The 24,087-nt window shown below is 56.2% G+C and carries 16 protein-coding genes; 5 read left to right on the forward strand and 11 right to left on the reverse strand.

The annotated features are described in order from the left end of the window. Nucleotides 1–46: 46 nt before the first annotated feature. Both rdgB and murI read right to left on the reverse strand, forming a co-directional pair. Nucleotides 47–652 carry an RdgB/HAM1 family non-canonical purine NTP pyrophosphatase gene (gene rdgB, locus G7Y43_RS08740; protein ID WP_165046025.1) on the reverse strand — a complete coding sequence of 202 codons (606 nt, stop codon included), beginning with the start codon at nucleotides 650–652 and terminating at the stop codon, nucleotides 47–49. Between the two features lie 46 nt (nucleotides 653–698). Next, the gene (murI, locus tag G7Y43_RS08745; RefSeq protein WP_241158220.1) at nucleotides 699–1,610 is read right to left on the reverse strand and encodes a glutamate racemase; all 912 of its coding nucleotides are present in this window, start codon (nucleotides 1,608–1,610) and stop codon (nucleotides 699–701) included. A 173-nt stretch (nucleotides 1,611–1,783) separates the two neighbouring features. On the opposite strand from murI, the gene G7Y43_RS08750 reads away from it, so the two are divergent. Continuing rightward, on the forward strand, nucleotides 1,784–3,139 hold the full coding sequence (locus tag G7Y43_RS08750; protein WP_165046026.1) for a CCA tRNA nucleotidyltransferase: 1,356 nt from the start codon (nucleotides 1,784–1,786) through the stop codon (nucleotides 3,137–3,139). A gap of 67 nt (nucleotides 3,140–3,206) precedes the next feature. Here G7Y43_RS08750 and G7Y43_RS08755 read toward each other — a convergent pair whose 3' ends face one another. Further along, the gene (locus G7Y43_RS08755) at nucleotides 3,207–4,358 is read right to left on the reverse strand and encodes an NADP-dependent malic enzyme (RefSeq protein ID WP_165046027.1); all 1,152 of its coding nucleotides are present in this window, start codon (nucleotides 4,356–4,358) and stop codon (nucleotides 3,207–3,209) included. A 371-nt stretch (nucleotides 4,359–4,729) separates the two neighbouring features. Here G7Y43_RS08755 and G7Y43_RS08760 point away from each other — a divergent pair, with 371 nt between their 5' ends. Continuing rightward, nucleotides 4,730–6,013, forward strand: coding sequence for a DNA polymerase IV (locus tag G7Y43_RS08760; RefSeq protein WP_165046028.1), 1,284 nt, complete (start codon nucleotides 4,730–4,732; stop codon nucleotides 6,011–6,013). Between the two features lie 49 nt (nucleotides 6,014–6,062). Then, a complete protein-coding gene (locus G7Y43_RS08765) occupies nucleotides 6,063–6,329 on the forward strand; it encodes a hypothetical protein (RefSeq protein ID WP_165046029.1) in 267 nt (88 codons plus the stop codon). 27 nt (nucleotides 6,330–6,356) lie between these two features. On the opposite strand, the gene G7Y43_RS08770 is transcribed toward G7Y43_RS08765, so the two are convergent. The 4 genes from G7Y43_RS08770 to G7Y43_RS08785 form a co-directional block, all read right to left on the reverse strand. After that, nucleotides 6,357–7,304: an alpha/beta fold hydrolase gene (locus G7Y43_RS08770; RefSeq protein ID WP_165046030.1), complete on the reverse strand. Its 948-nt coding sequence runs from the start codon at nucleotides 7,302–7,304 to the stop codon at nucleotides 6,357–6,359. A 13-nt stretch (nucleotides 7,305–7,317) separates the two neighbouring features. After that, nucleotides 7,318–7,770: a helix-turn-helix domain-containing protein gene (locus G7Y43_RS08775; protein WP_241158221.1), complete on the reverse strand. Its 453-nt coding sequence runs from the start codon at nucleotides 7,768–7,770 to the stop codon at nucleotides 7,318–7,320. A 358-nt stretch (nucleotides 7,771–8,128) separates the two neighbouring features. Further along, nucleotides 8,129–8,386 (reverse strand): DUF1016 N-terminal domain-containing protein, encoded by a 258-nt coding sequence (locus tag G7Y43_RS10840; RefSeq protein ID WP_165046031.1) that lies wholly within the window; start codon nucleotides 8,384–8,386, stop codon nucleotides 8,129–8,131. A gap of 39 nt (nucleotides 8,387–8,425) precedes the next feature. Beyond that, nucleotides 8,426–10,120, reverse strand: coding sequence for a polyphosphate--AMP phosphotransferase (locus G7Y43_RS08785; RefSeq protein WP_165046032.1), 1,695 nt, complete (start codon nucleotides 10,118–10,120; stop codon nucleotides 8,426–8,428). A 198-nt stretch (nucleotides 10,121–10,318) separates the two neighbouring features. Here G7Y43_RS08785 and G7Y43_RS08790 point away from each other — a divergent pair, with 198 nt between their 5' ends. Next, a complete protein-coding gene (locus G7Y43_RS08790; RefSeq protein ID WP_165046033.1) occupies nucleotides 10,319–11,233 on the forward strand; it encodes an exopolyphosphatase in 915 nt (304 codons plus the stop codon). Nucleotides 11,234–11,508: 275 nt separating this feature from the next. After that, nucleotides 11,509–13,971, forward strand: a complete 2,463-nt coding sequence (ppk1, locus tag G7Y43_RS08795) for a polyphosphate kinase 1 (RefSeq protein ID WP_241158222.1) — start codon at nucleotides 11,509–11,511, stop codon at nucleotides 13,969–13,971. A 108-nt stretch (nucleotides 13,972–14,079) separates the two neighbouring features. On the opposite strand, the gene glmM is transcribed toward ppk1, so the two are convergent. The 4 genes from glmM to G7Y43_RS08815 all read right to left on the reverse strand — a co-directional run bounded on the left by glmM (nucleotide 14,080) and on the right by G7Y43_RS08815 (nucleotide 23,834). Then, nucleotides 14,080–15,450 carry a phosphoglucosamine mutase gene (gene glmM / locus G7Y43_RS08800; protein WP_165046035.1) on the reverse strand — a complete coding sequence of 457 codons (1,371 nt, stop codon included), beginning with the start codon at nucleotides 15,448–15,450 and terminating at the stop codon, nucleotides 14,080–14,082. 15 nt (nucleotides 15,451–15,465) lie between these two features. After that, entirely contained in the window at nucleotides 15,466–15,906 is a 441-nt protein-coding gene (gene hisE, locus G7Y43_RS08805; RefSeq protein WP_165046036.1) for a phosphoribosyl-ATP diphosphatase, read from the reverse strand. Between the two features lie 68 nt (nucleotides 15,907–15,974). Further along, complete coding sequence (locus G7Y43_RS08810) at nucleotides 15,975–20,369, reverse strand: DNA-directed RNA polymerase subunit beta' (protein WP_165046037.1); 4,395 nt, start codon at nucleotides 20,367–20,369, stop codon at nucleotides 15,975–15,977. Beyond that, nucleotides 20,370–23,834 carry a DNA-directed RNA polymerase subunit beta gene (locus G7Y43_RS08815; protein WP_370514680.1) on the reverse strand — a complete coding sequence of 1,155 codons (3,465 nt, stop codon included), beginning with the start codon at nucleotides 23,832–23,834 and terminating at the stop codon, nucleotides 20,370–20,372. Between the last annotated feature and the right edge of the window lie 253 nt (nucleotides 23,835–24,087).

Consider the following 24,087-nt stretch of genomic DNA (forward strand, 5'->3'; position numbering starts at 1 on the left):
AGGAAACACTGATTAGTTCCACCAGTCATACGTTTGCGAAACGGCTTTAATCAGTGTTTTCCAACAGATCGCGGAGCTTTCGTAGCGCGTTGCCACGGTGTGAAATTGCACTCTTTTCGCTTTGAGGCACCTCAGCAAACGTCTTTTCGCCATGATATGCATCGGGAAGGAACAGCGGGTCGTAGCCGAATCCACCTGCGCCTGCCTCCGCAAGGCCGATGCAACCTTCCACCGTGCCGCGTGCGACCGTTTCTGTACCGTCCTCGTCAATGAACACGAGCGTGCAGACGAACCGAGCTGTGCGCTTATCTGCCGGCACATCAGCTAAATCACGCAAGAGTTTGGCGTTGTTCGCGGCATCCCCTGCGCCCTCCCCCGCATAGCGCGCCGAATACACACCGGGCGCACCGCCGAGCGCATCCACCTCAAGACCCGAATCGTCAGCAAGCGCCGGCTTACCGCCCGACGCCTCATGCGCCGAGCGCGCCTTGATGCGAGCGTTACCCTCGAAGGTATCGGCATCTTCTGCCGGATCAGACACAATGCCTGCCTGCCGCAGCGTTTTGAACTGCCAACCAGGAAAGCTAAGCGCATTCGATATCTCGTCAACCTTATGTGCGTTATTCGTTGCTAAAACAACCGTCTTGCCCACAATCGCTCCCTTCCGCGAGAAAAACCTAGCTTAAGCAAACACTCATTTATGGCAGCTCCACATGCTGCACCTGACCAATATCGAATCGCAGCACGCGGCTCCCAAAACGACGGAACTCATCTACGTCGTCACCCGTGGTGAAAAACTCGTAGGTTCTCTGACAGCCAGGGCGCGCGGCGGCACCTTGCCGACACAGAATTTCGGCAACATCACGCGCGGTTTCCTTCGCCGAGCTAATAAGCGTCACCTCGCGACCAACCACGCCTCCAATAAGAGCCTTTAACAAGGGAAAATGGGTGCACCCCAAAACCAGCGTGTCAATGTCGCATCGGCGCAACGGTTCAAGGTATTCCCGTGCGATCTCTTGAAATTCTGGGCGAATGTAAACCTTCGACGCAAGCGACATGTAGTTTTCGATAGGCCCCTCGGCCATGCGAATGCCTTGCTCGGCTATTTCCACGAAGCGCGGCGTAGGCGTAGAAAACACGGTAATGCCCGCATCAATATTCCTGATGGCGTGCGAATACGCTCCCGATTCAACCGTTCCCTTCGTCGCAATAACACCCACACGGCGGTTGCGCGTTGCTTGTGCCGCCGCACGCGCACCGGGGCCAACCACGCCGATAACCGGCAGGTCGAAGGTTTGCTGCGCATGTGCAAGCCCCGCTGCTGTTGCAGTATTGCACGCGATAACGATGATCTTTACGCCCTTATTAACCAGCCACGACCCAATTTGTTGCACGAAACTGTCAACCTCATGTTGGTCGCGAGGACCATATGGGCAGCGTTTCGAATCGCCGAAGTACACAATGCTCTCGTTGGGTAGAACCTTTATGATCTCGCGGGCCACAGTAAGCCCACCAAAGCCCGAGTCGAACACGCCAATAGGCGCGTCATCGAACCGCTCATACACGTGCGCCGAAACGCGCCGCTGCGACAGACTCTCTTCTGAATACAAGGCAACTCCCTGTCAACATCATTTTGGAATGCAGACGCCAACACCGCTAGCAACGCGCGCTGCATTGCCTTCATTGTACCAATTCGTCCCGCCGTGCGCAGAACCTGCAGAAACCGCACCTTGCACGTATGCGGTATGATGGTGCAGTTCGCACGAAAAAGGAGTCTTGCCGCATGCATTCGATAAACCTACCCAACGAAGCCCTTGCTGCACTGAGCATACTTGAAGACGCGGGCTTTGAAGCGTGGGTTGTCGGCGGGTGCGTTCGCGACATGCTGCTCGGCCGGGCCTGCTCCGACATTGATATTGCCACCTCGGCAACATGCTCCGACGTGCAAGCGACGTTTGAGCGTTGCGGCTTGCGCGTGCATGACACAGGTTCGAAACACGGCACCGTAACCGTTATCGTTGGCGATGCAGCGTTTGAAACAACCACATACCGCACCGATGGAACATATTCCGACGGACGCCACCCCGACCAGGTGCGTTTCGTAACAAGCATCCAGGAAGACCTCGCGCGGCGCGATTTCACCATCAATGCGATGGCCTACCATCCCGAGCGCGGCCTTATTGACCCCTACGGCGGCAGGTGCGATCTTCAACGTGGTGTGATCAGAACCGTGGGCGACCCCGTGCAGCGCTTCTCCGAAGACGCCTTGCGCATCCTGCGCGGGTGCCGCTTCTGCGCTCAATTCGGATTTCCCATCGAACAGATGACCTTACAAGCGATGATTCGTTCGAAAAAGCTGATGGCAGGCGTGTCGCACGAGCGCGTGACCGCAGAGCTTACCAAGTTACTCACATCTCCTTATGCGGGAAGCGCCATCATGAATACCGTTGACGCGCTTTCGGCCGTGCTTCCCGAGCTTGTTGCTATGAAAGGCTTCGATCAGAAAACGCCCTACCATATCTACGACGTACTCGAACACACCGCACACGTAGTTGATGCAGTACGCCCGACCCCCACCTTGCGATGGGCAGCACTTTTGCACGATGTAGGCAAACCCGCAGCATTTTTCACCGACGATACCGGAACCGGGCATTTTTACGGACATGCAAACATCAGCCGTGTTGTCGCCGAAGGCGTGATGAACCGGATGAGCTTTAGCGCCGTCTTCAGACAGCAGGTTGTTACCTTAGTGGAGCATCACGACGACGTTATCGACACCACACCAAAAGCCGTGAAGCGCGCTGTGCGGCGTCTTGGCGGCAACGAACAGCTATTCCGCATGCTATGCGAACTTAAACGGGGCGATTCAAAGGGCCAAGCTCCCCAATACCACACACGCATCGCCCACGCCACCGAGCTCGAACGGATTCTTGACGACATCATCCGCGAAGATGAGGCATTTAAAATTGGTGACTTGGCAATTAACGGCAACGACGTTATCGCAGCTGGCGTCGAGCGCGGGCCGCTCGTAGGGCACGTGCTAAACGCGGCACTTGACGCCGTTATTGAAGGCACCGTGCAAAACGAGCCTTACGCACTGCGTGCCTTCGTGCGCGATTGGGCCGCAAAGAAACACTAGTCAAAACTGCCTGTCAGGGAAGCGCGTTCCCTGACAGGCAGCTCGCCTTTACTATTCGCAACATTCACTATTCGTGGCACTCACGAACCGCACGCGCCACGCATTCAACAGCACGCGGATCAAACGGTTCAGGCATAATGAAGTCTTCACACAGCTCATCGTCGGACACAAGCGACGCCAACGCTTCGGCTGCAGCAAGCTTCATCGCCTTCGTGATACGCGGTGCGCGGGCTTCTAAGGCTCCTTTGAAAATACCTGGGAACGCCACCACGTTGTTAATCTGATTGGGAAAGTCCGAGCGCCCCGTTCCCACTACGCGCGCACCTGCCGCCCGTGCCACGTCGGGCATAATTTCTGGGTCGGGGTTGGCCATGGCAAACAGAATGGCGTCGTTGTTCATAGAAGCCACCATCTGAGGGGTTACCACGTTCGGCGCCGAAACACCCACGAAGATGTCAGCGCCCACCAGTGCATCGGCAAGTGTACCCTGCTTATCGTCAAGATTAGTAGTAGCAAGCATTGCCCGCTGCGCATCATTGAGCCCAGGGGTACGTGAGGAAATGATGCCGTTGATGTCACACAGGATAAGATGACGCAGCCCGTAGCTCAGCAACAGCTTCGAAATGGCGATACCCGCCGATCCTGCGCCGTTTACCACCACGCGGCAGTCCTCTTTGCGCTTGCCTACCAAACGCAGCGCGTTAATAATGCCCGAAAGCACCACGATGGCGGTTCCGTGCTGGTCGTCATGAAACACGGGAATATCAAGCGCTTCAATAAGTCGGCGCTCGATCTCAAAGCAGCGCGGCGCCGAAATATCTTCTAGATTGATGCCACCAAAGGCTGGCGCGATACGAACGACCGTTTCAACTATCTCGTCGACATCCTGCGTGTCAAGGCAAATAGGAACTGCATTCACGCCGCCGAACGCCTTGAACAGTGCCGCTTTGCCCTCCATGACCGGCATAGCCGCCAAAGGCCCGATGTTGCCCAAGCCCAGAACGGCGCTGCCGTCGGTTACCACAGCAACCGTGTTCGCCTTCATGGTGTAGCGATACGCTTCATCTGCGTTTTCGGCTATCTTGCGACACGGCTCCGCCACGCCTGGCGTGTACGCCAACGCTAAATCCTCGCGTGTGGCAATGCTCATTTTCGGCACGGTATCTAACTTTCCACACCACTGACCGTGCAGGCGCAACGACTCTTCACTTATGTTCATGCTCTGCCCTTCTCGAATGCTATCAAACGCCTGCAATTATATATCTCGAGAAGCGGAGTGACACACATCGAGATCAATCTACCTCACACATTTCCAACGACCTAAAAGTCGCTACGTCCTCGGCGCTGCCTGGATAGGCTTCAGTACTTTTTACAGGCCTGACGTGAAGCCCGCCAGTCCCTGAGGAGCATAGATCATCGGGGCTACTTTTTGAGCCATAGCCCCCATAACCCGTATTCAACGTGTATTCAAAAATCCACAGTCTGTTCGATTGACGCGAGCGTGTTTCTGGCGCATCATTATCACTCACAAAACAGAACAAATGTTCCTATGAAATCGCACGTCAGACGAAAGCGAGGGGGGGTGAAACCGTGCGACAGCGCGCCATACTTCATATCGACATGAATGCGTTTTACGCAAGCGTCGAGCAACATAAAAACCCGACCATCCGCAATAAACCCGTCGTTGTCGCGGGCGACCCCGAAAGACGCAATGGCATCATCTTAGCTAAGTCGCGCGAAGCGAAAGCTGCAGGGGTAAAAACTGCCCAGGCCCTTTGGGAAGCAAAGCAGGCATGCCCAAACGTAATCGTTGTGCCGCCCGACTACGCCGCCTACAAAAAGTATTCGCGCCTCGCTCGTTTAATCTACTACGACTACACCAACCAAATAGAGCCGTTCGGCCTTGATGAAGCATGGATAGACATCACCGGTTCACTTCATCTCTTTGGATCACAAGAAGCCATAGCGCAAGAAATTTCGGAACGTGTGAAGTCAGAACTCGGTCTTACGGTAAGTATCGGCAGCAGCTGGAACAAAGTGTTTGCCAAGCTCGGCAGCGACATTGACCCAGGAGACGGCATCGTGTCCATCACGCCCAAGAACTACAAGCGCATCGCCTGGACGTTGCCCGCGAAGAATCTTATCTACGTGGGCGCAGCAACCGCCCACAAGCTCCATTTGTCGGGAATCGAAACCATAGGTGATGTCGCCCACATCTCAGATACGTTCTGTAAAAACCGCTTCGGCGGAACAGGTAAGGTGGGTCGCATGCTTCGTGTATTCGCCCGCGGTGAAGACCCCTCGCCTGTAAAGGTGTTTGACCCCGCCAAGGCAGATGTGGACTACACCATCAAAGGTATCGGCAACGGGCTTACCGCCCCGCATGATTTGGAGTGTGAAGAGGACGTGCGTGCTTTGGTGTGGCTTTTGTCCGAATCGGTTGCTCAACGCATGCGTGAAAGCTGCTTTCGTTGTCGCACGGTTGCCGTTGGAGCACGCTTCGCACGCAACTTATCAGGGTATTCGCGCCAGCTTACGCTGCGCACGCCAACGTGCATCACAAAAGACATAGCCAACTGCGCCATGGAGCTTTTAAGAAACGCGCAGCCTTTGAACAGGGAAAACGCCCTGCGCGCAATTCATGTTCGCGCCACTCATCTTGTTCCCATGACAGAGCCCATACAAGATGACCTTTTTGGCGATACTCAGCGCGTGTTAGAGATGGAGCGCCTTGAATACGCAATTGATAACCTACGCCGTCGCTTCGGAAACAAATGCGTATATCGGATGGTTGAACTGACCGACGACACGATGGCGCACTTAGACATAAAAGAGTCCAACACCGTACATCCCGTGGGTTTTCTGCGCGAATAAATGCCACCAGACAAGAGCGAGCTGAAACCAAATAGAGAGCAGGTTAAAGGTGAAGGGAATAGAAGAGCGGGTAAAACGGTACGTGCTCGTTACTACAAGAACCGACGAAGAGGGCCATGTGCGCCCGTTAGAGGTGCAACTTCGCGGTAAAACCTATGTGATCGACGAAGTACTGCGCGTGCAACGCCGCAATGCCCGACGCGTTGGAGGCGATGGCATTTGCTACACCGTGCGCATGGGTAACACCATCACAGAAATGTATTACGACCACCCTCGCTGGTTTGTGGAAGAGAAGGTGTACACAGAGAGCTGCTAAAGCCACATACCGCGCCGCAGTGTAGCCCTAAATGCGAGCGTGACCCAATGTCGCACGCTTGCGCTTAATTACCTGCACGAATTGACGAGGCTGCTCGACATGAATCCCATGACCGCAGTCGAAACGAGCCAACTCGCAATCTGAAATGAGCCCTAAACACCTTGTTAAATCCTCTTCGCTGAGGGCGGCAAACAAAATTCCATCGTCGGACCACTCGGTTTTGGCCTTCATGAACAAGGTTGGGCAATCTATCTTCGTCAAAATTTCCTCATGCGGTATTCCGCAATGGAAACTATCGTCGTAAAACGTTTCTCCAAAATGCGGGTCGTAGTTGCCCATTCCAACGAACGCAGCCAGAGCACTCTTGGGCCAAAAGGGAACTTTCAGATCTCTTTCCGGATGCCGTTTTAGAAACTTCTTGGCAGATTCAATGCTCTTCGGACGCACTTTTTGGCGCGCATTATCGGGGAAAAAGTTCCACGCATATTGATTCTCGAAGTAGTACAAGACGAAGTTCTCTTCCACTGCGTCTTGCAAGTACTTGTGACACACCGAGGACAAGTCAATGTAATTGAACGTATTGTTCCTGCGCTCTGCCTGGCTGGAGAAAAAGGGTGGATCTTCTAAGATAAGCAGCTCGCAGAGATCCGTCTTTCCTGCGGCATAGGCGGCGATAAGCCCGCCGGAAGAATGTCCCAAGAGCGTGCAGGGCTCACCGACAACGCTCTCAATTAGCCTTACGAGGGCATCCCCTATCGCCACGATGTTATAAAGGGACGGCTCGTGCGGGCTTTTTCCGTGCCCAAAGCAGTCCACCGCGTATATTGAGAAGTCACGGGAAAGGGGCTTAATAACCTTATCGAAGCTACGCGAGTTGGTGCCCTGCGCATGAACGAGCACCAGCGGAGGCTTATTGCTTCCGTAAACAGTGTAGGATAGCTTTGTCTCATTACCGCAAACGCCGCAACATCCCATAGCTGCGATCCTCTCATTCAGAATCGGCCGACATTCTTTCGTTAACCGCACGCGCGTACCGTTCAAGCAGAGCAACGGCATCCTCAACACGTTGAAGCGCAATACCCTGAGACTCATCACCGAGTATAAGAAGCTCGCTTCCCGCATGAAGGCCGAAGATATCGCGTGCTTTCTTAGGAATGACGATCTGCCCTCTCTCGCCCATGCGAACGACTCCGAACAGATGCCTTCCACGGGGCGGAATAGGGTAGCCAACACGGTGTTCGTCATGATGCACCAGCGCATCGAGGCTCACATCGAAGACCTCTGAGAGCTTGCACACGTTGTTCAGATCCGGCATAGCATCTCCCGATTCCCATTTCGCAATGGTCTGTCTCGCAACGCTTACCTTTTGCGCGAGCTCTTCTTGCGTCATGCCTTGTGTTGTCCTAAGCGAGAGAATGTTCTGACCGATCATCCTATTCATACCTCCAAAGCTATTCTATTCCCGCGTTCCGGCGTTCACCAGCATCATAAGGTGGAATAGCAGCCTCTTCAATGTTACGTTGAGGCAACATTGCAACAGTCCTGATCACCAACACCCTCCGACCCTCCCCAAAGCACTCGGTGGTGAACATGGCATAACTTTAATGTCGCCAGTATTCACCGACGTCGACTGATGTCAATCCACCGACGTAACACAAAGCGCTATTGACGATGTAGGTCAGTTACCAAGGTCAGGTAGACGTGCTATCACACGTTTCACTTAAGCGTTCGAGCGGTGAGTATTTCACTCACGTCGGGCGCTTTCGTTGTATTAAAGCACCTGCACGGTAAGCCATCACCTACCGCGGACGCTTTCGTTTTTTGACATCTTTCACTTTCGTAAGCATGCGACAATGCGTCCAACTCAATTGTGGACGCATTGCGTCGAGAATTGGAAAGGAAAGGTAGGAGTTGCGCATATGCCATAAGTTCGTCGAATCGAAGCCTTTGCCATAATCGCGAGTACGGCGAACGGAAAGCTCTTTTACGAGCCCTCGTCCGTATTCAGATCGTTCTTCTCCGCCTTGGGCTTCGACAAGTATAAGGAGGGCCGCCAAAGCAGCAGCCCTCCTGTAAACGAACCCTTGTGGACGTTTCTAGTCGAGGCGCTTTTCAAGCGCGTCGTTAATTACCGTGAGCGCCTTCACACGAGCGTACAGTTTGTCGTCGCTCTCCAACACTGTCCACGGCGCGTGCTTCGTATGCGTAAGACGGAACATGTCATCGACCGCTGCCTTATACTGCGGATACTTATCGCGGTTGCGCCAATCTTCGTCGGTTATCTTCCATTGTTTCGCCGGATCGTTCTGGCGGTCAGTAAAGCGGTTCAGCTGCTCCTCGGGACTTACGTTCACCCAGAACTTCAGCAGCAGCGCACCCCATCGCACCAGCTCCTGCTCGAACTCGTTGATCTCGTCGTAGGCGCGCGCCCATTCGGCGGGGCTTGCAAACCCCTCAACGCGCTCGACCAACACGCGGCCGTACCAGCTGCGGTCATAGATTCCCACATGACCGGCCTTGGGCAGGCGTGTCCAGTAGCGCCACAGATGCGGGTGTAGCAGCTCGGGCTTGGTGGGAGCAGGGCTGGGGAAGATGGTGTAGGCGCGCGCGTCGATAGCCTGCGCCACGCGCTTGATGCTGCCACCCTTACCCGCAGCGTCCCATCCCTCGTACATGAGGATGAGCGGAATGCGCTTGCGGTACATCTCGAGTTCCAGCTTAGCAAAGCGCTTCTGCTGTTCTTTCAGTTCCTCACGATATGTTTCGCGATCGAGCTGAAGCGTGCAGTCAATGTCATCGACGGTGGGTGCGTTTGGCGCCTGCTGGAAGCGCGAAGCATGCGGCGCGCGACAGTGAGCTTCCCGAGCCTCGGCTTCGGCCTGCTCGCGAATAGCCTGCTCCTGCTCGGGCGTGCGGTCAAACAACGACACGTTCTCGAGTGCGCCGGACGAGTTGGCCTGCGCCTTCGCGGCGGCCTTCGCGGCAGCCTCGTCGGGTGCAGCAGCAAGGGCGCTACGCAGCGCGCTTACCAAGGTTTCAGCAATCCGCAAGTTGCAGTCACGCTTATCCTCGCCGTTAAGCAGGTGCCACGGCGCAAACGAGAAGTCGCTACCTTCAAGCAGATTGTCATACAGGCGGTATGCTTGCTCATAATCACCCAACCGCGAAAGCTTGGCTTCGCTGACGCGCCAGCGGGTTGCCGGATCATCATGCAGCTTGGTAATGCGGCGCTTCTGCCCTTCCTTCGTCATATGCACGAAGAACTTCACTATCAGATACCCGTCATCAACCAGCTGCTTCTCGAAATCACCCACTGAAGCAAGGTGATGACGCAGTGCGCGGATAGCCGAACCCTCGTCGTGCTTCTTCCCCTTCTTTGCAGACTGGTCACCGTATTCCTCGTACAACATGTGTTGCATGGCCATCGTGTACCAGCCGCGATCATAAAACGTGATGGTGCCACGCATGCCAAGCGACATCCAAAATTCCTGCATCGAAGGGAAGAACCCGGTCACACCATACTTCGACCCCGCGAACTCGCGGGCTGCTTTCGCGTCGAAATTCTCGGTCACGTGAACGCTTGTTGCGCGCGCATCGAGATTGTACATAAGATCGGAGATGCGGCTACCCTTGCCGGCACCATCCCAACCCTCGAACAGCACCACCAACCCAACACCACGCTCACGTGCCTGCTGCTGCAACACCACAAGCTCTTTCATTAGCTCGTCTTTGCGCGGCTTGTAGGTCTCCTTCGACAGAGGCTCTCGCGAGAAATCAACGGTTTCTAGCATGGCCTTCCCCTTCTCTGAAATGGGTTTTTCACGACTGTTTCATCATAGCATGGAGTAAAGCGCGAAAACTGCGTCAAGATTGAGTAAAGCGTTTGTACTTAATGGGAGAAACACAGCGCCCATGTCCTACAATCATCGAGCCCGTTCGCGTACGCACGGCGCATGCTCGAAAAGCGTGAGGATAAGACAGGAGGTCTCATGCCAACGTACGGAGTTGTCGATATGGGATCGAACACCGTCCGCCTGGTCGTCTACGACGTTGAGGGTGGCGGAAACGATCAAAGACCGCGCTTTCACAGTGTCATCAACGACAAGGTGATGGCTGGGCTTGCTTCCTATGTCGAGAACAAAACCTTCACGCAAGCCGGTGTTGAGCGCGCCTCGAAAGTGCTCTCCGACCATCTCACGCGCGCGGCGTACTTCGGTTGCAAGCGAACAGACGTGTTCGCCACCGCTGTGTTGCGCAACGCTGAAAACGGAGAAGAGGCCGTGCGCGCCATCGAGCGCCGATGCAATACGAACATCACCTTGCTGTCGGGAGCCGACGAGGCAAAACTCGGATTCGTGGGCGCCACCTGCGACTACCGCATTGATGATGGCTTGATTGTCGATATCGGCGGAGGATCAACCGAGATCACCCGCATCGAAGCGGGCAACATCACCCACACGGTAAGCATCGGGCAGGGATCGCTTTCGTCCTACGAGCGCTTCGTATCAGGTGTGTTTCCCACACAACAAGAAGCACGCGCTATCGCAAGCGAGTTCGAGCGAAACCTCGACAACATTGCTGACATCGACCGCTTCGCCTGCGACGTTGCGTACGGCGTTGGTGGCAGCGTGCGTGCAACAGCAAAGTTGCTCAGCTTAGGACGACGCCCGAAGGTGTTTGGCATCCTTGATGCAGCGAGCGTTATAGAGCGGTGTCTAACCGACACGAATGCTTTTGCCCACCATGCGGTTCGCGCAGTGCCCGAGCGCATGCACACGGCCGTTCCTGGGTGTATCATCTTAACGACGCTCATGCGGCGCCTTAACATCGGGCGTGTCTGCGTATGTAAGCATGGGCTGCGCGATGGTTACCTACTGACACGGATGATACCGCAAACACGTTGATAGCCAGAGCGAGCGGACATATCAGGACCTAACGGATTTGACGGATCTAACAAAATAGACAAACCCTACGAGCCTATTGAACTTGACGTATTTGACAGACTTGACGGACACGTGCCAACTTGACGAAATTGCCCGGTTGATATCTTAGCATCACGCGCTACACCGAAATACGAAGGTATAATAGAGACGTTCCCAACCGCACTCGAGTCAACCGCCTTTGCAACAACGGTACAGCGCGGTCGGCCGTGCGGAACATGCGTGAAGGAGTGAAGTTCATGGACGACCGCAATGCCGTTTCCCCGAGCAGCTATTTGCAGAATCGCGAGCTCTCATGGCTTGATTTCAACAAGCGCGTGCTCGATCAAGGTGCCGACGAAACCGTTCCCCTGCTCGAACGCCTGAACTTCATTAGTATCTTCTGGAGCAACCTCCAAGAGTTCTTCATGGTGCGTGTCGGTAGTCTCACCGACTTGTCACTGGTAAAAAAGCAGATTCTCGATACGAAATCGGGCATGACTCCTGCTCAGCAGCTCGACGCCATCTACCGCCGCTGCTTCGACCTGTACACCGACCAGGAAACCATCTACGGCAGCGTGCGTGCCCAACTTGCCGAACGGGGAATTCGCCGGCTCCATCACAAGGATCTCAACGACGAACAGCGTAGTTTCTTAAGCAAGTACGCCCACGACAACATTATCCCGTTCTTGTCGCCTCAAATCATCAACTCACGCCACCCCTTCCCTCATCTGGAAAATGGCGCGCTGTATGTTGTGCTGCGTCTTGACGAAGATAACACTTCGAAGAAGGCTGCGAAGAACCACGGAGCGGAAGGCGTCACGCTCGGACTTGTCCCCATGCCGCGTCAATGCCCGCGTGTTATCCAGATTCCCGGCGATGGATTCCAGTACGTGCTGCTGGAGCACGCCATTGAAATGGTGGTCGACGAGGTGTTCAACATGTACTCGGTGAAGCACACGAACATCATCTGCGTCACCCGCAATGCCGACTTGGACGCTTCAGAAGGAACTGACGAGAGCGACTACGATTACCGCGAACACATGAAGCGCATCTTGAAGAAGCGTACGCGCCTAGCGCCCGTGCGTCTTGAAAGCGAGCGCAAGCTCTCCGACACCCTACGCCGCCACCTGCTCGACCGCTTGGGACTTAAGCCCCATCAGGCTTATGCCACCTGCTTGCCGCTCAACATGAGCTACACGTTCGGATTAGCCTCGCGTCTGCCAGAAAACCTGCGCGAAGGCCTGGTAAACAAGCCTTTCAGCCCGCAATGGCCGCCGTGTCTGTCGCGCAAGGAGCGCATCTTAGACCAGGTGTCCAAGCGTGATGTACTGCTGTCTTATCCCTATGAGAGCATGGAGCCCTTCGTGCGGCTGCTGCAAGAAGCTGCAGCCGATCCCGAAGTCATATCGATTAAGATCACGTTATACCGACTCGCAAGCCAATCACAACTCGCCGAAGCACTCATTGCGGCCGCCGAGCGGGGAAAGCAGGTAACGGCGCTCTTCGAACTGCGCGCCCGCTTTGACGAAAACAACAACATCGAATGGTCACAGCGCTTCGAGCAAGCGGGATGCAACGTTATCTACGGATTCCGCGACTACAAAGTACACTCAAAGATCTGCTGCATCACCCGTCGGACGAAAAACGGCCCTCAATCTATCACGCAGCTGGGCACTGGCAACTATAACGAGAAGACAGCGCGCTTGTACACCGACTTCTCCTACATCACCGCCGATGCCGATATCGGTCGTGACGCTGCTGAGTTCTTCCGTAACATGGCACTCGAAAGCACATCGAACAGCTATGAGGTGCTGTGGGTTGCCCCGCTGCAAATCAAGCCGATGATTCTGGCAAACATTGATGAGCAGATGCGCTTAGCTGAAGCCGGAAAACCGTGCGGGCTCTTCTTCAAAACGAACTCGGTCACCGACATCGACATCATGGAGAAAATTGAACAGGCGAGCCGCGCGGGCGTTCCCATCACCATGTTCGTGCGCGGCATCAGCTGTCTGGTACCGGGCGTGGCCGGCCATACCGAAAACGTGCGCGTCGTGTCCATTGTGGGCCGCCTGCTCGAGCATAGCCGCATCTACGGGTTTGGTCCCGCAGACGACATGAGCATCTACCTGTCAAGTGCCGACCTGATGACCCGCAACATGGACAAGCGCATTGAGATCGCTTGGCCGGTGCGCGATGAGTCGCTACGCACCCAGGTCATCGACTACCTGAACACCTGCATGGCTGACACAGCGAAGCTTCGCGAACTGAGAAGTGACCGTACGTACACGCCGCTTCGCTACTTCTTGAAAGACGGCGAGGCGCCCTTTGACGCGCAGGCCGCTATGATCGAACAGGCCTACGATGCCGTCGCTTCTGAGGAAGCAAGAAAAAGCGAGAAGAAGCGCATCAAGAAAGCGCAGAAGCTCGCAAAAGAACAGCAACGGGCTACCGAAGCAGCTGCCGCACAGACACCTGAAACCACCATGTCAGCACAGGACGATGAAGCGGTGACAACAAGCGCATCAACAGCGGAATGTGACGTCACACACGAAGAGTCGCCCGCCATCAAGACAGTCGTGCCCGACGCTATAGAACCGCCTCTTGACACCACGCTTGCCGTTTCGCAGACGATCGTGGGAGCTGCCGCCGATCGAGATGACCCGAGCGCCATCGTCCGTTTCCTCGCCCGTGCTATCGTGCGCCTGAAGAAGCGCCGCTAGGGAAACACTGATTACTTTCGCCAGCACTAAAAGCGGCCCTACAGCGATCATTCTGCTGCAGGGCCGCTTTACTTACGCCCGTACGATGTAAGAGCTGGTCAAGCGTACTTATAACTCGCGCTCGACCACTTCGGCAATAGCTTTCGCATAGCGCTCGGCATCGGCAGCACACGCCGCCTCCACCATCACGCGAACGACCGGCTCGGTACCGGAAGGACGCAACAGCACGCGTCCCGAATCGCCGAGAGCCGCTTGCGCTGCCGCCACCGCAGCCTGCACAACGTCGTTACTATCAGCGGCGTGTTTGTCGGCTACACGCACGTTAATGAGCGTTTGTGGGAAGCGGGTCATCACCTTCGCCGCCTCTGTCACTGACTTGTCACTCCGCTTGACAGCCGCTAGGAACTGGCACGCCGTCATCAGGCCATCACCGGTGGAATTATGCTCGAGCAAGATCATATGCCCCGACTGTTCACCGCCAATGGAATACCCATGCTCTCGCATTTCCTCGAGTACATAGCGGTCGCCCACCTTGGTCTGCACCACGTCGATACCAGCATCGCGCATGGCGTGAACGAACCCCAAGTTGCACATAACGGTGCTTACAGCAGTGTTTCCCGTCAGGCAACCACGTTGTTTCATGTCGAGCGCGCACACCGCTTCAATCACGTCGCCATCGATCACGTCGCCGTCGGGAGTCATGAGCATCACGCGGTCGGCATCGCCGTCGTGCGCAATACCTACATCGGCGCCACTTTCCTTCATCAGCGCGCGCAGTGGCTCCAAGTGGGTTGACCCACACTGTACGTTGATGTCGGTTCCGTCGAAGTCATCGTTAATGACTACAACGTCGGCGCCCAAGCGCCGCAACGCCTCAGCGCTTGTCAGCGACGAGGCACCATGCCCTGTGTCAAGCGCAATGCGCATACCTGCGAAATCGAACCCCTGACTTTCGATACTGCTCACGCAGTGGCTGACATACATGTCGCACGCGCCCTCAACTTCAACAGCAACGCCCAGTTCCGCTCCGCTTGGCATAGCTGCTGGCACGCCGGCGTGTTTTCGCGCTGCGGCACTGCGACCCTCAAGACCACCGGTAGCGATAAACGCTTCGATTTGATCCTCAACGGCGTCGGGCAATTTGAAACCTTGCGCATCGAAGAGCTTGATACCGTTATACTCAGGCGGGTTATGCGAAGCTGAAATAACTACGCCACCAGCAGCAGCGAGCTTACGCACGAGCAACGCCACACCCGGTGTAGGAATTACACCAGCCATAAGCGCAGTGCCGCCGGCGCTCGTTATACCTGCCACAAGTGCCGCTTCAAGCATATCGCCCGACAACCGCGTATCTTTACCCACCACAATAGCCTTACCGAGAAACTCAGCAGCCGCCTGCCCCAAACGGTACGCCATCTCGCAGGTAAGCTCGACGTTTGCCACGCCGCGCACACCATCGGTCCCAAACAGTCGTGCCATGATCGTCCTTTCGTTTTACTTTCCACGATTCACATGCTGCGGCTGCAACCGTACCATCCCCTCGTGAAGGGATATCTCATCGTCTCGCATACGCGAGTTCATCTCGGCCGCAAACTCATCGATGGAGATACCGAAGCGCTCGAGCACCACGAGCAAGTGGTACACCACATCGCCCGCCTCGTAACGCAGGTGGTCGATCGCGGCATCATACGCACTCGAATCGCACGCACCCACCACCTGTACATTGACGTCTTTCGCAGCCAATGCAACTTCGCCAGCTTCTTCCATGAGCTTCTTCAGCACCATGTCGATATCCCCTGTAAGCAGGCGATACGTGTAGCTTTCTTCCCCCGCCGAACGGCGAGCAGATATGGTGTTCGCAAGTACCTCCAACGACGCACCGATCTGGCACGCCTGCGGCGTCTCGCCTTCAGGCACGTAGGTTTTCAAAGTCATGAGTCCCTCTTCGATAGCAGCTAAAGGGGGCGCACGAATCGCACGCCCCCTTTATAAATGGCGGTTCTTTAGTCCTCGGCGTTCGAGGCTTCCTCATCACGCCTGCTCGTTAGACTGAAGCCAAACGAACCTACAGACCCCAAAAGTGCATCGAGCTCTTCAAGGTTGCGCTGATAGGAACGCGGCGGCAACGCCTCACCCAGCATATCCTCGCCCTCGGTGTTGAAGGTTGGCGGCTCATCGCCACCAATGAGGATGGTGTCATCGGGAGAGAACACCATGTCGAGCAGCTGGCTCATGTCGTCATTCGACGCGTTCAGGTCGTCTTCGATGACGTAGGATAGCTCACGCTCGGCCAAGCCCTCTTTCAGCTCTTCGATAGCCTTCACACCAATGCCTTCGATACGCAGCAGGTCTTCCTCGTTGCGGCCCACCAAGTCGGCAACAGTTTCGATGCCGGCCTCGGAGAACTTGTTCGCCCAACGCTGCGACACGCCTAAATCGTCGTAGATATACAGGCGAGCGTCTTCATCGGACAACTTCACGCCACGATGTCCAAACGACGAGCTGAAGTAGCTGCTGAAAACGCCACCAGCACCCAGGTAGCCTTCGCCGTCAAGTGGCCAATCCTGTTGCTGGGGCAGCAGTTCCTCGATATCGCGCAAGTCATCCGGCGCAAAGTCGGGAAGAGAATCACCCGCAACAGGCGACACCGGACGACCCTTGTAGGTAAGACCCGCATTGCGGTAACGGGAAAGACCCGTGCCCGCAGGAATAGGCTTGCCGATGATAACGTTCTCCTTCAAACCGGCCAGCGTGTCTACCTTGCCTTCGATAGCAGCATCGGTGAGCACCTTTGTCGTTTCCTGGAACGACGCGGCCGACAGGAAGGAATCGGTAGCAAGCGACGCCTTCGTAATGCCGAGCAGCAGCGGCTGGCCAATCGGCGGGTTCTTGCCCTCAGCAATAAGCTCGTTGGCCACACGCTCAAACTCGAAGCGGTTCACCTGGCGACCCGGCAGCAGGTCGGAATCGCCCGCATCGGTAACGGCCACCTTGCGCAGCATCTGACGCGCAATAACTTCGATGTGCTTGTCGTTAATGTCAACGCCTTGCGACACATACACGCCCTGCACCTGGCTGACAATGTAGCGCAGCGTGGTGTTCGGGTCGGTTAAGCGTAGCAGGTCGTGCGGGTTCACAGAACCCTTGGTGAGCTGCTGGCCGATGGTGACCTCGCAACCATCTGTCACACCCGGCAGAAGCTGGGTGCGAGCGGACACCACGTACTCGCGGAAGTTACCTTCCTGATCGTGGATAGTGATGGTCTTCGACGTCTTGTCGCCAGACACCTGCAGGGTGCCGGAAATCTCGGCAAGCACCGCCAGGCCCTTGGGCTTGCGGGCCTCAAACAGCTCTTGGACACGCGGCAGACCATGCGTGATGTCCTCACCAGCAACGCCGCCGGTGTGGAATGTACGCATCGTAAGCTGGGTACCCGGCTCACCAATGGACTGTGCGGCGATAATACCTACCGCCGTGCCAATGTTTACCGGACGCGCGGTGGCAAGGTCCCAACCATAGCACTTCTGGCATACACCGTGCTCAGCGTGGCACGTCATGATCGTACGGATAACTACCTGATCAAGACCCGCCTCGTCAATGGCGCGCAACTGATCCATGCTCTCGATGTAGCTGCCGCTCGACAAAATGACTTCGCCACTCGTTGACACGACATCTTCCAGTAGGCAACGGCCGATCAAGTTCTCATCGAGCTCGCCCTTCTCGGTGCGCACCGGATACGGCACGCCATCGGTGGTTCCGCAGTCGATCTCGCGGATGATGACATCTTGCGCCACGTCCACCAGACGACGGGTAAGGTAACCCGAGTCAGCCGTGCGCAGTGCCGTGTCGGCCAAACCCTTACGAGCACCGTGCGTGGAGATGAAGTACTCCAGAACGGACAGACCCTCGCGGAAGTTCGCCTTAATGGGGCGGTCGATGATCTCACCTTTCGGGTCGGACATAAGTCCGCGCATACCGGCAAGCTGACGAATCTGTTTAATGTTGCCTCGAGCACCAGAGAACGCCATCATGTAAATGGGATTGAACTTGTCGAAGTTGTCAGCCATGGCTTCGCCAACCTCTTCGTTGGCTTCATTCCAGATATCAACTACCTGCTTATGGCGTTCCTCGTGGCTCATCAGGCCCATCTCGTAATCCTCGTCGATGGCGGCCACCTTCGCGTCAGCCGCAGCCAGGATCTCTGCCTTGTTCGGCGGCACCGTAGCGTCGTACACCGAAACGGTAACGCCCGCACGCGTGGCGTAATGGAAGCCCGCATCCTTCAAACCGTCCAAGATAGCCGGAATATCGGAGAGCGCATAGCGATTACACACGTCCTCTACCAAACGGCTGATCTCTTTCTTGTTCATCTCATAGTTGAGGAACGGATGCTCGTCGGGCAGCACACTATTGAACGTGATGCGACCGATAGTCGTTTCAATGCGCTCGCCAGCCTTGTGCTCTTCGAACTGGTTGAACGCAGTAGCAACCTTCGTATCGCACGTCAAGCGCACCCAAATCTTCGCCTGCAGGTCAACGTCAGCACGGGCGTCATAAGCATTCAGTGCGTCAGCGAAGTCGATGAACGCGCGACCCTCACCCGGGAAGCCGTCACGAGCAGCCGTGAGGTAGTACAAGCCGATGATCATGTCCTGCGTAGGTACCGTAAGCGGACGGCCATGAGCAGGTGATTTGATGTTGTTAGAGGACAGCATGAGCACGCGGGCCTCGGCCTGAGCCTCGGCACCTAACGGCACATGCACAGCCATCTGGTCGCCGTCGAAGTCGGCGTTAAAAGCGGTACATACCAGCGGGTGCAGCTTGATAGCCTTGCCCTCAACGAGCACGGGCTCAAACGCCTGAATACCCAAGCGGTGCAGGGTAGGTGCGCGGTTTAAGAGCACCGGATGCTCGCGGATAACCTCTTCCAGCACGTCCCACACGTAGCTCGACCCACGGTCAACAGCGCGCTTGGCTGCCTTGATGTTGCCGCAGTGCTCAAGTTCCACCAAACGCTTCATGACAAAGGGCTTGAACAGCTCGAGTGCCATCTGCGAAGGCAGGCCACACTGGTGCAGCTTCAGCTGCGGACCCACAACGATAACCGAACGGCCAGAGTAGTCAACGCGCTTACCCAGCAGGTTCTGGCGGAAGCGGCCCTGCTTGCCCTTCAGCATGTCGGCGATAGACTTCAGCGGACGGTTGCCCGGACCCGTAACAGGACGGCCACGACGGCCGTTATCGAAAAGGCTATCCACCGCTTCCTGCAGCATGCGCTTCTCGTTATTCACGATAATCTCGGGAGCACCCAAGTCGAGCAAACGCTTCAGGCGGTTGTTTCGGTTAATAACGCGACGGTACAGGTCATTAAGATCAGATGTAGCGAAGCGGCCACCGTCGAGCTGCACCATGGGGCGCAGATCGGGCGGGATAACCGGGATCACGTCCAAGATCATGTCGGAAGGCTTGTTGGTTGACTTGCAGAATGCGTCAACCACCTTCAGACGCTTGATAGCCTTAGCGCGTTTCTGACCCTTACCCGTGGCGATGACCTCGCGCAGCTCTTCGGCCGTAGCCTCAAGATCCATGGCATTCAGCAGGTCACGTACGGACTCGGCACCCATGCCACCCGTGAAGTAGTCGCGGTAGTTCGTACGCATCTCGCGATAGAGACCCTCGTCGGGAATAAGCTGCTTCGGCTCGATCTTCATGAAGGTTTCGAACGCCTCCTGACGCACTTCCTTCATCTCGGCGAATTCCTCGTAGATGCCAGCGATTTCCTCGTCAACCTCTTCGGGCGTAAGACGCTCGTCTTCTTCCACCTCGTCAACGAAGTCGTCGTCAGCAGGCACGTAGTCGCTCGACAAACGGCGGGTTTCCTCAACCAGACGATCGCGCTCAGCATCGAGTTCCTCGAGGTCGGCCGCCAGCTCGTCGCGCAGCATCTCCTCGTCTTCCTCGCGGCCTTCTTTGTCGACGCTCGTGATGATGGAGCTGGCGAAGTACAGCACTTTCTCCAGCTCTTTTGGCGGGATATCAAGCAGGTAGCCCAAACGGCTCGGGCTGCCCTTGAAGTACCAGATATGGCTCACTGGAGCCGCAAGCTCAATGTGGCCCATGCGCTCACGGCGCACCTTAGAACGGGTCACCTCAACGCCGCAGCGCTCGCAAACGATGCCGCGGAAGCGGACACGCTTATACTTGCCGCATGCGCACTCCCAGTCCTTGGTGGGACCGAAAATCTTTTCGCAGAACAAGCCATCCTTCTCGGGCTTGAGCGTACGGTAGTTGATAGTCTCGGGCTTTTTTACTTCGCCGTTCGACCAGCTGCGCACGTCCTCGGCGCTGGCGAGCGAGATACGCAGGGCGTCGAAGTTGTTCACGTCGAATTCTGTCATTTATCGCTCCTCCCCTTCACCGATCAGTTCGTTCGTTTCAGTATCATTTCCGCCCATCAGCTCTCCCAGCTCGGCCGCAATGCTGTCAAGCGCGCTTGTCGTGTCGTCGGCCTCAGTTTTGCGGGCGTCTTCGGCCAAAGCATCATAGAGCGCTTGGCTCTCGGCGTCGCTTCCGGTAGACGTATCGTCTACATGAGCCTCGGCGCTGCGGTCGTGACCTTCGAGCACAACGTTCAAGCACAGCGACTTCATTTCCTTCACCAGAACCTTGAAGGACTCGGGTACTTCGGCTGCCGGGATGTTTTCGCCCTTCACGATGGACTCGTAGCTCTTCACGCGCCCCGCCGTGTCGTCGGACTTCACCGTGAGAATCTCCTGCAGCACGTTGGAAGCACCGTATGCGTAGAGCGCCCACACCTCCATCTCGCCGAAGCGCTGACCGCCAAACTGCGCCTTGCCGCCCAGCGGCTGCTGGGTGATCAGACTGTACGGGCCGGTTGAACGGGCGTGGATCTTGTCATCGACCATATGGCCGAGTTTGAGCATGTAGGTTTGACCAACCGTAATAGGCTCACGGAACTTCTCGCCCGTGCGACCGTCATAGAGCCACGTCTTACCCGTGCGGGACAGTTGCGGCACGAACTCATCGCGCGCCATGTCGCCGTACTTCTTGTGGTTCATGTTGATGAGGTTGCGATTAGCCCTTTCAATGGCGTCTGAGATCTCACGCTCGGTGGCGCCGTCGAACACCGGCGTTGCCACGTGAATGGGGCCTTCCACCACTTCGTCAGTCTCTTCCTCATCAGACCAGCCCCACTTCGCGGCCCAGCCCAAGTGGTTCTCGAGCAGCTGACCCACGTTCATACGAGAGGGCACGCCCAGAGGATTCAGAATAACATCAATCGGCGTACCATCGGCAAGGTACGGCATGTCCTCTACCGGTAGCACGCGCGAAATGACGCCCTTGTTGCCATGACGACCGGACAGCTTATCACCCTGTTGCACCTTACGCTTCTGCGCCACGTAGATGCGCACAAGTTCGTTTACACCAGGAGCCAGCTCGTCGCCTGCCTCGCGGGAGAAGCGACTGATGCCGATGACGCGGCCACCACTTCCGTGCGGCACCTTCAGCGAAGTGTCACGTACCTCACGAGCCTTCTCACCGAAAATAGCACGCAGCAGGCGCTCTTCGGCGGTGAGCTCGGTTTCGCCCTTCGGAGTAACCTTGCCCACCAGTACGTCGCCCGGGAATACCTCAGCACCCACGCGGATGATGCCGTCGTTATCCAAGTCGGAAATCATGTCCTCGGAAATATTGGGGATCTCGCGGGTGATTTCCTCGGGGCCGAGCTTCGTATCACGCGCGTCGACCTCGTATTCGGAGATATGGATAGACGTGAGCAGGTCTTCGGCTACCACACGCTCGGACACGATAATGGCGTCCTCGTAGTTGTAGCCTTCCCACGGCATGTAGGCAACCATAAGGTTTTGGCCCAGCGCCAGCTCGCCGCCGTCGCAGGACGGACCATCAGCTAACACGTCACCGGCAGCCACCTCGTCGCCCTTGCGGACGAGCGGCCGATGGTTGATGCATCCGCTCTGATTGGAGCGCTGGAACTTCGGCACCAGGTACTCATCATACTCGCCATCGTTGTTTAAGATGATGATGGTTTGACCATCGACGTAGTCGACCACACCAGAGTTCTGCGCAACCAAGATTTCACCAGAGTCAACCGCAATACGATGCTCAATACCAGTGCCCACAAGCGGAGCGTGCGGACGCAGAAGCGGCACGGCCTGGCGCTGCATGTTCGAACCCATGAGAGCGCGGTTTGCGTCGTCGTGCTCCAAGAATGGGATGAGCGAGGTTGCCACGCTGGTCATCTGACGCGGGGACACGTCCATGTAGTTGACGGCGGAAACCGGCATGTCAGCAGCCTCACCAAACACACCATTGGTGTCGGTGGTTCGGCAGAGCACCTTCACCGACTTCACGAAGTTGCCGTCGTCATCGAAGTGACCAAACTCGCGCGTTTCCGGATGAAACGACGCATTTGCCTGGGCGATGGTGTAACTTTCCTCTTCATCGGCGGTCAGGTAGTCAACTTCATCGGTTACCTTACCGTCGATGACGCGACGATACGGCGTCTCAATGAAGCCGTACGGGTTCACACGAGCGTAGGTTGCAAGCGAGCCGATCAGGCCGATGTTGGGGCCTTCAGGAGTCTCGATGGGGCACATGCGACCATAATGGGAGGTATGCACGTCGCGCACCTCGAAGCCAGCGCGCTCGCGCGACAGACCACCCGGGCCGAGTGCCGACAGGCGGCGCTTATGCGTAATGCCGGCGGCGGGGTTGGACTGGTCCATGAACTGCGACAGCTGGGAGCTGCCGAAGAACTCCTTGATGGCGGCAACAATGGGACGAATGTTCACCAGGCTCTGCGGCGTGATACCCTCAGGCTCCTGCATGCTCATGCGCTCGCGAACCACGCGCTCCATGCGAGACAGTCCGATGCGGAACTGGTTTTGGATCAGCTCACCCACCGTGCGGATGCGGCGGTTGCCAAAGTGGTCAATGTCGTCGGTAGACACACCCTCCTGGCCAGCATGCAACGCAATGATGTAGCGCATGGACGCCACGATGTCCTCATCGGTGAGTGTCGAGGAATCGTGATCGGGGTCAAAACCAAGCTTCTTGTTGATCTTGTAGCGGCCAACCTTCGCCAAATCGTAGCGCTGCGGGTTAAAGAACAGGCCTTCGAGCAACGTACGAGCAGAGTCGATAGTAGGCGGCTCACCGGGACGGAAGCGCTTATACAACTCGATGAGACTCTCGTCTTTCGTGGTGGCGGGGTCGCGGTCAAGCGTGCGCAGTACCATTTCGTCGGCACCCAAAAGCTCGATGATCTCATCGCGAGTTTCAGCCAAGCCAAGCGCGCGCACAAGCAGCGTCGCCGGCTGTTTGCGCTTGCGGTCGATACGTACCGACAAAATGTCTCGCTTGTCAGTTTCAAACTCAAGCCAAGCACCGCGGCTCGGAATAACCTTGGCGTTGTAGATGGTTTTGTCGGATGTCTTGTCGCGCTCGGCAGCGAAGTACACACCCGGGCTGCGAACCAGCTGGGAGACGACCACGCGCTCGGTGCCATTAATAATGAAGGTACCACGGGGAGTCATGAGCGGGAAGTCGCCCACGAACACCTCCTGCTCCTTCATTTCGCCAGTTTCACGATTGATAAAACGGATCTCAACGAAAAGCGGAGCTTGATAACTCACGTCCTTTTCTTTACACTCATCGACCGTGTACTTCGGATCACCGAACTCGTGTCGCCCAAATTCCACGCACATATCCTTCGCGGAATTCTCAATGGGGCTGATGTCCCGGAAGGCCTGCGCAAGGCCTTCGGTCTTGAACCATTCAAAACTGTCAGTTTGAACGGAGATCAAGTTGGGGACATCCATGACGTCGGGAATCTTCGCAAAGCTGCGCCTCTCCCGATACAGGCTGCTGGGAGCTGTTTCCTGAGCTTTCGCCACGGGCTTATCCTCCTTCGAAATAGCGTCGTTTGCCTAAAATGTCATAAACGTAAAAATTATTACCATATTGGAGGCGAAGTCAAGAAAAATTTTTCGATAGTATGGATTTTTACTGTACTTTTAAGCGCCCACCTGGGGTTTTGCAAATATGACTTTTTGGCGTCAGATTCAAATTCAG

This window comes from Adlercreutzia sp. ZJ138, from assembly GCF_011038935.1.
Taxonomy (GTDB): Bacteria; Actinomycetota; Coriobacteriia; order Coriobacteriales; family Eggerthellaceae; genus ZJ141.